14 protein-coding genes and 1 tRNA gene are annotated in these 12,382 nt (G+C 64.0%); 9 read left to right on the top strand and 6 right to left on the bottom strand.

Annotation, left to right across the window (positions count from 1 at the left end; all coding sequences use genetic code 11):
- Window position 1 precedes the first annotated feature (1 nt).
- From NFH97_RS19295 to NFH97_RS19265, 7 genes are all read left to right on the top strand, one after another.
- Entirely contained in the window at window positions 2–214 is a 213-nt protein-coding gene (locus tag NFH97_RS19295) for a twin-arginine translocation pathway signal (protein ID WP_349622631.1), read from the top strand.
- Between the two features lie 18 nt (window positions 215–232).
- Window positions 233–3,088 (top strand): formate dehydrogenase subunit alpha, encoded by a 2,856-nt coding sequence (locus tag NFH97_RS19290; protein WP_348816134.1) that lies wholly within the window; start codon window positions 233–235, stop codon window positions 3,086–3,088.
- Window positions 3,089–3,122: 34 nt separating this feature from the next.
- A complete protein-coding gene (gene fdh3B / locus NFH97_RS19285) occupies window positions 3,123–3,746 on the top strand; it encodes a formate dehydrogenase FDH3 subunit beta (protein ID WP_045992214.1) in 624 nt (207 codons plus the stop codon).
- 9 nt (window positions 3,747–3,755) lie between these two features.
- Entirely contained in the window at window positions 3,756–4,799 is a 1,044-nt protein-coding gene (locus tag NFH97_RS19280) for a formate dehydrogenase subunit gamma (protein ID WP_108133400.1), read from the top strand.
- Between the two features lie 149 nt (window positions 4,800–4,948).
- Window positions 4,949–5,278, top strand: coding sequence for a DUF1244 domain-containing protein (locus NFH97_RS19275; protein ID WP_108133399.1), 330 nt, complete (start codon window positions 4,949–4,951; stop codon window positions 5,276–5,278).
- 20 nt (window positions 5,279–5,298) lie between these two features.
- Window positions 5,299–5,811 (top strand): molybdenum cofactor biosynthesis protein B, encoded by a 513-nt coding sequence (gene moaB, locus NFH97_RS19270; RefSeq protein ID WP_108133422.1) that lies wholly within the window; start codon window positions 5,299–5,301, stop codon window positions 5,809–5,811.
- Entirely contained in the window at window positions 5,801–7,024 is a 1,224-nt protein-coding gene (locus tag NFH97_RS19265; RefSeq protein WP_045992217.1) for a molybdopterin molybdotransferase MoeA, read from the top strand. Before moaB ends, NFH97_RS19265 begins: the two co-directional genes overlap by 11 nt.
- Window positions 7,025–7,210: 186 nt before the next feature.
- On the opposite strand, the gene NFH97_RS19260 is transcribed toward NFH97_RS19265, so the two are convergent.
- The 6 genes from NFH97_RS19260 to NFH97_RS19235 all read right to left on the bottom strand — a co-directional run bounded on the left by NFH97_RS19260 (window position 7,211) and on the right by NFH97_RS19235 (window position 10,210).
- Window positions 7,211–7,786, bottom strand: a complete 576-nt coding sequence (locus NFH97_RS19260) for an acyl carrier protein phosphodiesterase (protein ID WP_045991753.1) — start codon at window positions 7,784–7,786, stop codon at window positions 7,211–7,213.
- A gap of 10 nt (window positions 7,787–7,796) precedes the next feature.
- The gene (locus tag NFH97_RS19255) at window positions 7,797–8,150 is read right to left on the bottom strand and encodes a TusE/DsrC/DsvC family sulfur relay protein (protein ID WP_045991752.1); all 354 of its coding nucleotides are present in this window, start codon (window positions 8,148–8,150) and stop codon (window positions 7,797–7,799) included.
- Between the two features lie 9 nt (window positions 8,151–8,159).
- Window positions 8,160–8,450, bottom strand: coding sequence for a sulfurtransferase complex subunit TusB (gene tusB, locus NFH97_RS19250; RefSeq protein ID WP_052704269.1), 291 nt, complete (start codon window positions 8,448–8,450; stop codon window positions 8,160–8,162).
- Between the two features lie 112 nt (window positions 8,451–8,562).
- Window positions 8,563–8,943, bottom strand: a complete 381-nt coding sequence (locus NFH97_RS19245) for a DsrE family protein (protein ID WP_045991751.1) — start codon at window positions 8,941–8,943, stop codon at window positions 8,563–8,565.
- A gap of 81 nt (window positions 8,944–9,024) precedes the next feature.
- The gene (gene tusD / locus NFH97_RS19240; protein ID WP_045991750.1) at window positions 9,025–9,417 is read right to left on the bottom strand and encodes a sulfurtransferase complex subunit TusD; all 393 of its coding nucleotides are present in this window, start codon (window positions 9,415–9,417) and stop codon (window positions 9,025–9,027) included.
- A 121-nt stretch (window positions 9,418–9,538) separates the two neighbouring features.
- Window positions 9,539–10,210 carry a Bax inhibitor-1/YccA family protein gene (locus NFH97_RS19235; RefSeq protein ID WP_045991749.1) on the bottom strand — a complete coding sequence of 224 codons (672 nt, stop codon included), beginning with the start codon at window positions 10,208–10,210 and terminating at the stop codon, window positions 9,539–9,541.
- Between the two features lie 319 nt (window positions 10,211–10,529).
- On the opposite strand from NFH97_RS19235, the gene NFH97_RS19230 reads away from it, so the two are divergent.
- A tRNA-Ser gene (locus tag NFH97_RS19230) sits at window positions 10,530–10,619 on the top strand.
- Between the two features lie 396 nt (window positions 10,620–11,015).
- Entirely contained in the window at window positions 11,016–12,341 is a 1,326-nt protein-coding gene (locus tag NFH97_RS19225) for an MFS transporter (protein ID WP_045995203.1), read from the top strand.
- Window positions 12,342–12,382: the final 41 nt, after the last annotated feature.

Here is a 12,382-nt window from a genome sequence, read left to right as displayed (position 1 = left end):
CATGAGCACAACGCCCAACACTCAACGCCGTCGTCTTCTCAAGGCCCTGGGAGGCGGCACCGTGGCCGCCGGTGCCGCGGTGGTGGTCGGCCAGGCCTCGGTTGCTGTGGCGCGCGATGACAGCGCCACGACCGCCACCGAGAAAGCCGATGACAGCGCCGGTTACCGCGAGACAGAACACGTACGTGCCTACTACGCATCCCTGCGCGACTGACAACAAGGAGAGCCTGCCATGCGACTGACACGTACCTCCACCACACCCAAGGTCTCCGGTCTCGGCATTTCCCGGCGCCAGTTCCTCAAGCGCAGTGGCGCAGCGACCAGCGGTGTCGCCGGTCTTGGACTGTTCGGCTCACCGATGATGCAACGCGCCGAGGCGGTCGAGAAGACGCCCTACAGCGATGCTCCGGTGGAAACCCGCCGCACCATCTGCTCCCACTGTTCGGTGGGCTGTGGCGTCTACGCCGAGGTCCAGGAAGGGGTCTGGACCCACCAGGAACCGGCCTTCGATCACCCGATCAATCGCGGTGCCCACTGCGCCAAGGGCGCTTCACTACGCCAGCACGGTCACTCCACCCGCCGCCTCAAGTACCCGATGAAGCTGGTCGGGGGCGAGTGGCAACGTCTGTCCTGGGACCAGGCCATCGACGAAATCGGTGCCAAGGTGCTGGAACTGACCGAGCAGCATGGCCCGGATAGCGTCTACTGGCTCGGCTCGGCCAAGTTCAGCAACGAACAGGCCTACCTGATGCGCAAGTTCGCGGCGCTGGCCGGGACCAACAATACCGACCACCAGGCGCGCATCTGCCACTCCACCACCGTGGCGGGCGTCGCCAATACCTGGGGCTACGGAGCGATGACCAACTCGCTCAACGACCTCCAGAACAGCCGCTCGATCATGTTCATCGGCTCCAACCCCAGCGAAGCGCACCCGGTGGCGATGCAGCACATCCTGCTGGCCAAGGAGCGCAGCCAGGCCGAAATCATCGTCGTCGATCCGCGCTTCACCCGCACGGCGGCCAAGGCCGACCACTACGTGCGGATCCGGCCGGGTTCCGACGTGGCCTTCATCTGGGGCCTGCTCTGGCACATCTTCGAGAACGGCTGGGAAGACCAGCAGTACATCGACCAGCGCGTCTACGCCATGGACGAGGTCCGCAACGAGGTCGCCAACTTCCCGCCGAGTGAAGTGGAGCGCATCACCGGGGTGCCGGAAGCCGCCATGTACGATACCGCCAGGCGGCTGGCGGAAAACCGTCCCGGCTGCATCGTCTGGTGCATGGGTGGCACCCAGCACACCACCGGCAACAACAACACCCGTGCCTACTGCATCCTCGAACTGGCGCTGGGCAATATCGGCAAGTCTGGCGGCGGCGCCAACATCTTCCGGGGGCACGACAATGTCCAGGGGGCGACCGATCTCGGCCTGATGTCGCATTCGCTACCCGGCTATTACGGTCTGTCGGAAGCCGCCTGGAAGCACTGGGCGCAGATCTGGGACCTCGATTACGAATGGCTAAAGAGCCGCTTCGATCAGACCGAGTACGCCGACGGCTACCCCATGCACTCCAGCGGCATCACGGTATCGCGCTGGATCGATGGCGTCCTCGAGGAAGACCAGGACATCTCCCAGCGCACCAGCCTGAAGGCGATGTTCTACTGGGGCCACGCGGTCAACTCCCAGACCCGCGGCACCGAAATGCAGAAAGCCATGCAGAAGCTCGAGATGATGGTCATCGTCGACCCCTATCCCACCGTCGCCGGGGTCATGCACGATCGCAGCGATGGCGTCTATCTTCTGCCGGCGGCCACCCAGTTCGAGACCTACGGCAGCGTCACCGCCACCAATCGCTCTCTGCAGTGGCGTGACCGGGTGGTGGAGCCGGCCTTCGAGGCCAAGCCCGACCACACCATCATGTACCTGCTGAGCCAGCGCCTCGGATTTGCCGACGAGCTGTTCAAGAACATTCAGATCAACGGCGAGGAGCCGCTGATCGAGGACATTACCCGGGAGTTCAACCGCGGCATGTGGACCGTAGGTTACACCGGGCAGAGCCCCGAGCGGCTCAAGACCCACCAGCAGAACTGGCATACCTTCAGCTTCCGCGATCTGCGTGCCGAAGGCGGCCCGGCAGATGGCGATTACTACGGCCTGCCATGGCCCTGCTGGGGTACCGCGGAGCTCAATCACCCCGGCACCCCCATTCTGTACGACACCAGCAAACCGGTGTCCCAGGGCGGCCTGACCTTCCGTGCGCGTTTTGGCATCGAGCACGAAGGCACCCCGATTCTCGCCGACAACTCGTTCAGCGCCGGTTCCGACCTCGAGGACGGCTACCCCGAGTTCAGCGCCCAGATGCTCAAGGACCTGGGCTGGTGGGACGAGCTGACCGACGAAGAAAAGGCCGCGGCGGAAGGCAAGAACTGGAAGACCGACCTGTCCGGCGGCATCCAGCGCGTTGCCATCGCCCATGAATGCTCACCTTTCGGCAACGCCAAGGCGCGCTGCAACGTCTGGACCTTCCCCGACCCGATTCCCAAGCACCGCGAGCCGCTCTATACCTCACGCCGGGATCTGGTCGAGGACTACCCCACCTGGGATGACGTCGCCTCGCACTACCGCCTGCCGACGCTGTACCAGAGCATTCAGCAGAATGATGCCAGCAAGAAGTACCCGATCATCATGACTTCTGGCCGCCTGGTCGAGTACGAAGGCGGCGGCGAGGAAACGCGCTCCATGTCCTGGCTGGCCGAGCTGCAGCAGGAGATGTTCGTCGAGATCAACCCTGCCCTGGCCAACGACCTGGGGGTCAAGGACGGCAACATGGTGTGGGTGGAAGGCGCCGAAGGCGGCCGTATCAAGGTCAAGGCCATGGTGACGCCTCGGGTAGCGCGGGAAGTGGTGTTCATGCCCTTCCACTTCGGCGGCATGTTCCAGGGCGAAAGCCTGGCCGATCGCTATCCGGATGGCACCACGCCCTACGTGATCGGTGAGGCGGTCAACACCGCCACCACCTACGGCTACGACTCGGTGACCCAGATGCAGGAAACCAAGTGCACCCTGTGTCGCATCGAACTCGCCAGCTAGACACCGACGTCACCGAACCAACAGGAGTTTCGACATGGCCCAGATGAAATTCATGTGTGACGCCGAGCGCTGCATCGAGTGCAATGGTTGCGTCACCGCCTGCAAGAACGCCAACGAGGTCGAGTGGGGCATCCAGCGCCGCCGGGTGGTCACCCTGAATGATGGCGAGCCGTCCGAGGTGTCCATCTCGGTGGCCTGCATGCACTGCGATGACGCACCCTGCATGGCGGTCTGCCCCACCGACTGCTTCTACAAGACAGACGACGGCATCGTGCTGCACGACAAGGATCTGTGCATCGGCTGCGGTTACTGCCTGTACGCCTGCCCCTTCGGCGCGCCGCAGTTCCCCCAGCAGGACGCCTTCGGCGAGCGCGGCAAGATGGACAAGTGCACCTTCTGCGCCGGTGGCCCCGCCGACAGCCCCGAAGAAGAGTACGAGAAGTACGGCGCCAACCGCATCGCCGAGGGCAAGCTGCCGCTGTGCGCCGAAATGTGCTCGACCAAGGCGCTGCTGGCAGGCGATGCCCAGACCGTTGCCGACATCTTCCGCGAGCGGGTGGTGCGCCGTGGTCACAAGGATGGCGCCTGGTCGGATATCGGCAATGGCTCGCCCTCGGCGATCGACGCCATGGCCTACGACGCCACACGTAACCAGTGAGGAGGCCCCATGAACCTTCGTGATGCCTTGCCTCGACCGGGTGGAGCCCTGGGGCTGGTGCTGCCGGCACTGCTGCTGCTGTTGCTGGCCTGCGCCGCTCCCGCCATGGGTGCCGACCCCAATGCCGAGATCGCCACCGCCGTACCCAGCGCCGACGCCGACACCTGGCGCCAGGTGAAGGATGGCGAGTCCTTTATCGATACCCGCCACGATTCGACCTACAGCCTGATCAACCAGAGCGGCGAGAGCTGGCGCCAATGGCGCAACAAGTGGGTCTCGCCCTTCGGGCTGATCGCCGTGGGCGGCATGCTGGCGATGATCACCATCTTCTATCTGATCGTCGGCCGCAGCCGCCTCGATGAGCCACGCACCGGGCGTAAGCTGTTGCGCTGGTCGGTACTCAGCCGGGCGCTGCACTGGACCCTGGCGACGCTGTTCATCATCCTGGCGCTGACGGGCCTCAACATTCTCTACGGCAAGTTCGTGTTCAAGCCAGTGTTTGGCGACGCCTTCTGGGCTGCGATGATCAGCGGCACAAAGTTCCTGCACAACTACATCGGTCCGTTCTTCGGTCTGCTGCTGATCTTCGTGCTGTTGCGCTTTCTCAAGCACAACTGGATCAAGGCCCACGATATCGAGTGGTTCAAGCAAGGCGGCGGCATGGTCGGCGACAAGCATCCAGACGCCGGCTTTGCCAACGGTGGCGAGAAGGCCTGGTTCTGGCTGTTGGCCACGGCCGGCATGGTTGTCTTCGTCAGCGGCCTGGTACTGGACTTCCCGAACTTCGACCAGAGCCGGGACACCATGCAGTGGGCCAACATCATCCATGCGGTGGGTGCCCTCGCGCTTACCGCCGTCTCCTTCGGTCACATCTATATCGGCACCCTGGGGACCGAGGGTGCGCTCGAGGGCATGACCACCGGCTACGTCGACGAAAGCTGGGCCAAGCAGCACCACAACCTGTGGTACGAAGAGGTCAAGGATCAGGCCGAGGCCCCGGCTGACGTCGAGGCAACGGACGATACCAAACCGGAATCTCCCAGCCCCTCCTGAGCGCAGCCCCACCCACGGTGACCGCTATCCCTCTCGCCGCCCCGGGCTCACTCGGGGCGGCATTCTTTTGCCGCTGTTCTTGTGACGGTCTTGCGTTACCATCGTGGGACAGTCGCCCGACTGATCGTTTTCTGTTACTGGAGTCCCCCATGCAGCACCTCGATGAGGCCACTCGCACCGAACTCGAGGCGGCCGCCTTCCGCCGCCTGCTTCGCCACCTTGACGACAACAAGGATGTGCAGAACATCGATTTGATGATTCTGGCGGACTTCTGCCGCAACTGCCTGTCCAAGTGGCTGGTCGCCGCCGCCGAAGAGCGCGGTGAGACGCTCGACTACGAAAGCGCCCGTGAACACGTCTACGGCATGCCCTACAGCGAATGGAAGGACATGTATCAGGCCAAGGCCACCCCAGAACAGATGGCGGCCTTCGAGGCTCGCCAGCAGGCCAAGCAGCAGCGTACCGGTGACAAGGAGTGACGCCAGTGAGTCAGGACACCATGATCGGGTTGAAGGTGGCGGTGCTGACCGTCTCCGACACCCGCACCGAAGACACCGATCGCAGCGGTCAGGCGCTGGTGCAGCGGCTCGAGGCCGCCGGCCACCAGCTCGCCGACAAGCAGATCGTGATCGATGACATCTATCGTATCCGTGCGGTGGTGTCAGGCTGGATCGCCGACCCCGAAGTGCAGGTGATCCTGACCACCGGCGGTACCGGCTTCACCGGACGGGATTCCACCCCGGAGGCGGTATCGGCCCTGCTCGACAAGCGCATCGAGGGCTTCGGCGAGCTGTTCCGCCAGCTGTCCTATCAGGAAATCGGCAGCTCCACCGTGCAAAGCCGCTGCCTGGGAGGCATGGCCAATCACACCGTGGTGTTCTGCCTGCCGGGCTCCACCGGCGCTTGCCGCACCGCCTGGGACGGCATCCTTGCCGAGCAGCTCGACAGCCGTCACCGGCCCTGCAACTTCGCCAATCTGGTGATACCGGAGCGGGGGCAGCATGACGTCTAGCCACGCAGCGTCACTGGCGCCCATGGAGGACGCCCTGGCCACCCTGCTCGATGGCGTCGCGCCGCTGCCGGTGGAGCGCCAGCCCTGCGAACAGGCCGAAGGCCGTGTGCTGGCAGCCCCGGTCGTGGCGGCCCTGGATGTACCGCCGTTCGACAATAGCGCCATGGACGGTTACGCCCTGCACCATGAAGACGCCGGACAACGCCTGCCGGTGGCCCTGCGAGTGGCCGCCGGGGCCCCGGGCGAGCGACTGGAGCGCGGCCGCTGTGCCCGCATCTTTACCGGTGGCCAGCTGCCCGAAGGCGCCGACTGTGTGGTTATGCAGGAGAAGGTCCAGCGCGAGGGTGATGAGGCCGTCATTCCCGCCGACATCCCGGCGGGCGACAACGTGCGCCGGCGGGGCCGCGACGTACGCGCAGGCGCCCCGCTGCTGGACGCCGGCACTCGGCTGGACGCCGCCGCACTTGGCCACCTGGCAGGCCAGGGTATCGTCGAAGTGGACGTCCACCGCCGACCCAGGGTGGCCTTGCTGTCCACCGGCGACGAGATCATCGATCCGGGCAAGCCCCTGGCAGCTGGCCAGATCTACAACTCCAACCGCCCCATGCTCAAGAGCCTGCTGGAGCGCTTCGGCGCCGAAATAGTGCTCACGCGCAGCGTGCCGGATAGCCCGGAGGGTACCCGCGCCTGTCTGAAGGAGGCCGCCGAGGTAGCGGACCTGGTGGTCTCCACCGGCGGCGTCAGCGTCGGTGAGGAAGATCACGTCAAGGCGGCGCTGGAGTCACTGGGCACGCTGAACCTGTGGCGCCTGGCCATTCGTCCCGGCAAGCCGCTGGCCCTGGGCCAGATGGAAGGACCTGACGGCACGCCGGTGCGGTTTGTCGGCTTGCCCGGCAATCCCGTGTCCAGCTATGTCGGTGCCTGGCTATTCTTGCGCCCGCTGCTGGGTGCCCTGCAGGGCTGTGAGTCCATGGCGGAGCTACCGCGGCTATGGGCCCGCAGCGACTTTGCCACCTCCACCGGTCCGCGCCAGCATTACATGCGGGTGCGCCTCGCCTTCGGCCCACAGGGCGTCAGCGCCCTGGCGTTTTCCGACCAGAACTCCGGGGTACTGTCATCCTGCATTGATGCCGACGCCCTGGCGGTGATCCCGCCCCATTGCGAGATAGCGCCGGGCGACAAGGTGGAATGCCTGTGGCTGCGGACCTGGTAGCGGTCCGCTGAAGCAGCGCGGTAGTCGCTAGGCGCGGTCCGAAAAGTCGACGAGCGAAGGTTAGACAAGGCAAAAATCGGTGAGACAGCACAGTTTACGGGGTGTAAATGAGCATGTTGACCGGGCTGGCGCACCAGCCGATTTTTAACGCCGTATTACCGAGCGCAGGCACTTTTCAGACAAGCCCTAGGAACCCGAGGTCTCGAGTTCCGCGCGGGTATCGCGCCACAGGGTCGCGAAGTCGTCGTCCAGTTGACGATAGTCATCGCGCAGATGCGGTACCAGTTCGGCCAGTCGGTTGGGCCCGGACAGTCGTGAGCCAATGCCGGCGATGGCACGGCAGGTGAAGGCGAGGCTGGCGTAGCGGCGCAGCCAGTCCTCACGCACCAGTACAGGCACCATGGTGGCCAGCCGCTGCGGTGCGCCGTGGTACTCGAACAGTCGATAGCATCGCTCGATCACGACCTCGCGCTCGTGCGGGTCGCTGGTAGCCAGATCCCGAGCGAGAAAGTGGTCCCACATCAGATCCAGGGCAATACCGGCCACGCGACGACTCGCCGCCGGCGCCCGGCGTCGAGCGGCAAGTACCGATGGATGGCGATCGACGAAGGCGTCCACCCGCCGGTGATGATGTATGCCGGCTGCGACGCCTTCGGGCCACTGGCCGAGATCGCGCCCCTTGACGCCGTCGGCGATCAGGTTGCCGAGCAGAAAGTCGTCGTCACCGGCACGAGCGAGCCAGGCGTGGGCGAGAAAGTTCAACGCCGCACGTCTACAGGCAGTTGGTTGGTTTGGGCAGGCCCGCCAAACGGGCGCCCAGCTTGGGGGGGCTGCCGGGGAACAGCTTCATCAGGTACAGCGAGCTCCCCTTGTCCTTGCCCAGCGCCTGGCCCACCGCCTTGACCAGCGGGCGCATGGCCGGTGCCTGCTCGAAGCGCGCATAGAAGTCTCGCAGGACGTCGATCACCTGCCAGTGTTCGTCGCCGAGGGTGATGCCCTCTTCCGCAGCCAGCGCCTCGGCGACGGCGGGACTCCAGTCATCGAGATTGACCAGATAGCCTTCCGGGTCCAGGGGGACTGAGGCCTGGCCGAGATCCAGGGTTCGTGCAGTTTCAGTGCTTGCCATCGTGTTACCTCAGTACCAGCTGACCACTTTATCGGCCTCTTCGGTGAGCCTGACAAAACCGTCCACGTCGACGACTTCGATGCCGGTGGCACAGTGTTCGCTCAAGCCGCGCGCCTCGAGATCTTCGGCCAGCGCCAGTAGACGACCGGGCAGAGAGGACCACAGCGCCTGCTGGGCCGGCAGAGCGCCAAGCACGCCGTCTTCGATCAATAACAGCTTGTCGTCTTCTGCCAACGCCCGTAGCGCCTGCCGATAGACCGTCGACTCCAGCGGTGAACGATTGAGGGTGTGCAGTATCATCCCGATTCCTGGTAGTGGTCGTGGGTGAGTCCAGTGGCTGACGTCGATGGGTGAAACCTGGTGGGAGCGAGCCCCGACAGAGACGCGGTCTCGAGTCGTCTGTGACGCCAATTCAGAAGGTCAGCACCAATGCGTGCTCCGCCATCAGGGCGGCAATGGCGTCACCCTCGATGACAGTGGCATCCGGCGTCAGCGTCTCGGGCGCCACGCCCAACTCGGCAAGTCCTGCCCCATCCACGAACAGCCGGTCGATGTCGTACATCTCGAGCATGGCCAGCGTCGGCTGGGTGCCCTTCTGCCCCAGCGGACCGGCGCCCTGCCCCGGCACCAGTGCCGCCACGCCACTGGCCATGAACAACAGTGATACCCGGCGTCCGAAGGCGGCGGCCACCAGCGCCGTGTCGAGACCTTCTTTCAGGTAGCTGGTGCCATGGGGGCCATGACGAAGAATCACCAGCAGATCCCCCGAATCGTCGTTGGGTTCCTCAATCATCGACCTTCCACTCTTCTCGGTTCAGCGTTGCCCTGCTCGGGACCCATTGTGTGGCGGCAGTCGGCAGCAGCTCGGTGTTGTTCAGGCACCAAAGGTTACCAGCCTGTCACACTCGAGGCCCAGGTCCACCAGCTGCCCGAGGCCGGTCAGCTCGAACGGCGCCTGGACGCTGTGGCCTTGCTTGCCGTGCCTGGCCGCCTCGTCGGCGTCGACGATGCCTCGGCGCAGTGCGGCGGCGATGCACACCTCGAGACGCACGCCATGCTCCTGGTTCAGCGTGGTCCAGCCGTCGACCAGATGAGGCTCGTCCTGGGGCGGCGATGCCAGGCGCGCGGCGTTGTGAACGCCATCGCGATAGAAGAAGACGGCCTCCAGGTGGTGACCGCGGGCGATCACCGCACGGGCGAAGCGCAGCGCGCTGTGTGCGGCCTGATGGCTGTAGGGGGCACCCAGCAGCAGGATGGCATAACGCATGGTATTCCCTTGGCTCCCGCCAATGTCGGGAGTTGAACAAAGCGGGTCATCAAAAACACGTCGGCCCCGCCAAGGCGGGGCCGACAGTGTACGACAGTTGTGCCAGAACGTCTTGCGACGATCAGTCCTGGCTTACCACGCCCAGCAGCGACAGCAGGCTGATGAACAGGTTGTAGATCGACACATAGAGAGTGATGGTGGCGAGGATGTAGTTGGTCTCGCCGGCACGGTGCACGATCTCGCTGGTCTGGTACAGGATCGCCGCGGAGGAGAACAGCACGAAGCCAGCCGATACCATCAGCGACAGCGACGGAATATTGAAGATCAACGCCGCCACCATGGCCAGGATCAGCACGATGGCGCCAGCCATCATGAAGTTCGCCAGGAAGCTGAAGTCCTTGCGCGTGATCAACGCCACCGCCGACAGACCAAAGAAGGTCAGGCCGGTCATGCCCAGTGCGGTCATGATCAGCTCGGGACCGTTGGACAGCGTCAGATAGGCGCTCAGGATCGGGCCGAGGGTGAAGCCCATGAAGCCAGTGAAGGCAAAGGTCGCCAGCAGGCCGAGGGCCGAGTTGGCGGTCTTGTGGACCAGGAACATCAGGCCGTAGGCGCCGATGAAGAACACCAGAATGTTCATCTGCTGTACACCGAGGGCCACGGCAGCCCCTGCGGTGATGGCAGAGAACAGTAGTGTCATCGCCAGCAAGCCGTAGGTGTTGCGCAGAACCTTGTTCGTCGCAGCGACCTGCGTCTGGGTCTGACGATTCACCTGTGACTCTTGATAAGCCATGTATCCAGAGCTCCCTGTTGGTTGACATGCATTCGACACAGCATGCCCCCAGCAAGTTCCCGACGCAAGCCGCCTGGCGACGGGGTTTCAACGCCATTCAAGCGATCAGACTGGCCCATGGGCCCGCCATGGGCGGCGCGAACACTGTTTCCTATCGGCGACAAAAAATTGCTTAGCTGCACAATTTTTGCGCAGTCACCCTATTGCAACAGCTCCTTTGAAGGCATCAGGGAGGGGTGTCGCTCTATCGCGTAAGACATTGATCGCACAGAAGTGTTGACGTGAGGAGAAAAGCTGGTAAAGTACACCGCCGTGAGCCGGAGGGATGGCAGAGCGGTTGAATGCACCGGTCTTGAAAACCGGCAAGGGTTAACGCCCTTCCAGGGTTCGAATCCCTGTCCCTCCGCCACCTCGAATCCAGAAGGGGATCAGTCGACAGACTGATCCCCTTCTTCGTTTCTTCCCTCTTCCCTCTTCCCTCTTCCTACAACAGCTCCCTGCCTGTCGGCACGCCAGTCCTTCGACGGTCTCGAGGCGCTGCCCCGCCATGGTTCTTCACACCAGGGACTGCACACCAGCTACTGCACACCTGGTTCTGTACACCAGCCCCCCAGCAGCAAGGTTTGTTCACCGGTTGTCGTGAAAAGGTCACCGATTGTCGTTGATGGATTGGCGACAACGCCGCAAATCGTGCACCCTGCTTGCATCTGTTGCTCCAGGCAGCACGACAGGGACGAACCAGACACGATGCATCAAGGCGCCAGAGCACTTCAGGTGGCGCAACGTGCATGTCGGAGGAGCTAGCATGAGGTCTCTTTCCAGCACCGGTTTTGCGATTTTCGGCGCGGCCCTGGTCGCCATCAGCTACGGACTCGCCCGTTTTGCCTTCGGCCTGTTTGTCCCCCAGATTCGCGATGAGCTGTCGCTGACGCCTGATGCCATCGGCATCATCGGCGCCCTTCCCCTCATCAGCTTCCTGCTGTCCACGGCGGTGGCGCCTTACGCCACCGATCGTCTTGGCGCCCGCTACGCAGCGGTACTGTCCGGGCTTTTCGGTATCGTCGGCCTGGCACTGATCAGCCGAGCGGCCGATGCGACCATGCTCAGCATCGGGGTGTTCGCCTGCGGCATCTGTACCGGCCTGATGATGCCCGCACTCACCGCCGGGATGCAGGCGCTGGTGAGACGCTCACTGCATGCTCGTGTCAGTTCGGTCATGAATGCGGGAACCAGTATCGGCGTGATCGTCGCCGTACCAACGGTACTGTTCATGGCCGACGCCTGGCGACTGGCCTATCTGTCCTTCGCCCTGCTGACGGTCATCGGCGTGTGCGCTACCTGGCTGTACCTACCCTCGGTGTCGCGCATCACGCCTTCCAACGCCGCCGACCCACCTGCATTGCGTGAACTGCCGTGGTCACGGCTCGTGAGGCTCACCCTGTTTTCCTACGCGATGGGCTTCATCTCGGCCGCCTACTGGATCTTTGCTCCGGACCTGGTGGTGACGCTTGGCGGTCTGTCACCAAGCGCCACGGGGTGGTTGTGGCTCGCCGTCGGCATCGCCGGTCTAGGCGGTGCGGTGGTGGCGGATCTGGCCGACCGCAACAATCCGCCCATCACCCAGGCCTTGATGCTGACCATGCTGGCGGCAAGCCTGGCATTGCTTGCCGCCAGCCCCGCCCAACCCGTGCTGGCGGCATTCTCCGCTCTGGTCTTTGGCCTCGCCTACATGAGCTTGACGGGTCTTTACCTGATGACCGGCATTCGCCTGCTGCCCGGACGCCTGGCGATGGGGCCGGTGCTGCCTTTCATGGCCGTGTCGCTTGGCCAGGCCACCGGCTCGCCGGTCATCGGCGCTCTGCTCAATGTCGTCAGCTATGCCGAGGGGTTCGCCATTTTCGCGTCAATCGGCATCCTGGTTGCCCTGCTGTCGCCCTTGTACCCAGGCCATATTCATCAGGTGGGCGATGAAGAGGTGGAAGATCCGCCGGGCCTCCAGTCCGCCTACGATCTACAGCTTCAGAACGAAGCGGGCGAGCCACTGGAGGACCCTGAATACTTGGCTGGAGAAGACCCACGAGATGAGCCGACCGCCGGTCTTGAACACAGCCATAAAGAAGAACGGGGCTGACCCACGGCGCAGCCCCAAATAGCGCTATGCCCGGCATAAGC

This window comes from Halomonas sp. SCS19, from assembly GCF_040147015.1.
Classification (GTDB): Bacteria; Pseudomonadota; Gammaproteobacteria; order Pseudomonadales; family Halomonadaceae; genus Halomonas; species Halomonas litopenaei.
The sequence above is the reverse complement of the archived record's forward strand: the minus strand, read 5'-3'. Positions and strand labels throughout refer to the sequence as shown.

Bases quoted from the DNA above. Each gene is read 5' to 3' on its own strand.
- NFH97_RS19280 (WP_108133400.1), top strand. From the start codon at position 3,756: ATGAACCTTCGTGATGCCTTGCCTCGACCGGGTGGAGCCCTGGGGCTG.
- tusD (WP_045991750.1), bottom strand. From the start codon at position 9,417: ATGCGTTATGCCATCCTGCTGCTGGGTGCCCCCTACAGCCATCAGGCC.
- NFH97_RS19295 (WP_349622631.1), top strand. From the start codon at position 2: ATGAGCACAACGCCCAACACTCAACGCCGTCGTCTTCTCAAGGCCCTG.
- tusB (WP_052704269.1), bottom strand. From the start codon at position 8,450: ATGATACTGCACACCCTCAATCGTTCACCGCTGGAGTCGACGGTCTAT.
- NFH97_RS19265 (WP_045992217.1), top strand. From the start codon at position 5,801: ATGACGTCTAGCCACGCAGCGTCACTGGCGCCCATGGAGGACGCCCTG.
- NFH97_RS19225 (WP_045995203.1), top strand. From the start codon at position 11,016: ATGAGGTCTCTTTCCAGCACCGGTTTTGCGATTTTCGGCGCGGCCCTG.
- fdh3B (WP_045992214.1), top strand. From the start codon at position 3,123: ATGGCCCAGATGAAATTCATGTGTGACGCCGAGCGCTGCATCGAGTGC.
- NFH97_RS19235 (WP_045991749.1), bottom strand. From the start codon at position 10,210: ATGGCTTATCAAGAGTCACAGGTGAATCGTCAGACCCAGACGCAGGTC.
- NFH97_RS19275 (WP_108133399.1), top strand. From the start codon at position 4,949: ATGCAGCACCTCGATGAGGCCACTCGCACCGAACTCGAGGCGGCCGCC.
- NFH97_RS19245 (WP_045991751.1), bottom strand. From the start codon at position 8,943: ATGATTGAGGAACCCAACGACGATTCGGGGGATCTGCTGGTGATTCTT.
- NFH97_RS19255 (WP_045991752.1), bottom strand. From the start codon at position 8,150: ATGGCAAGCACTGAAACTGCACGAACCCTGGATCTCGGCCAGGCCTCA.
- moaB (WP_108133422.1), top strand. From the start codon at position 5,299: ATGATCGGGTTGAAGGTGGCGGTGCTGACCGTCTCCGACACCCGCACC.
- NFH97_RS19290 (WP_348816134.1), top strand. From the start codon at position 233: ATGCGACTGACACGTACCTCCACCACACCCAAGGTCTCCGGTCTCGGC.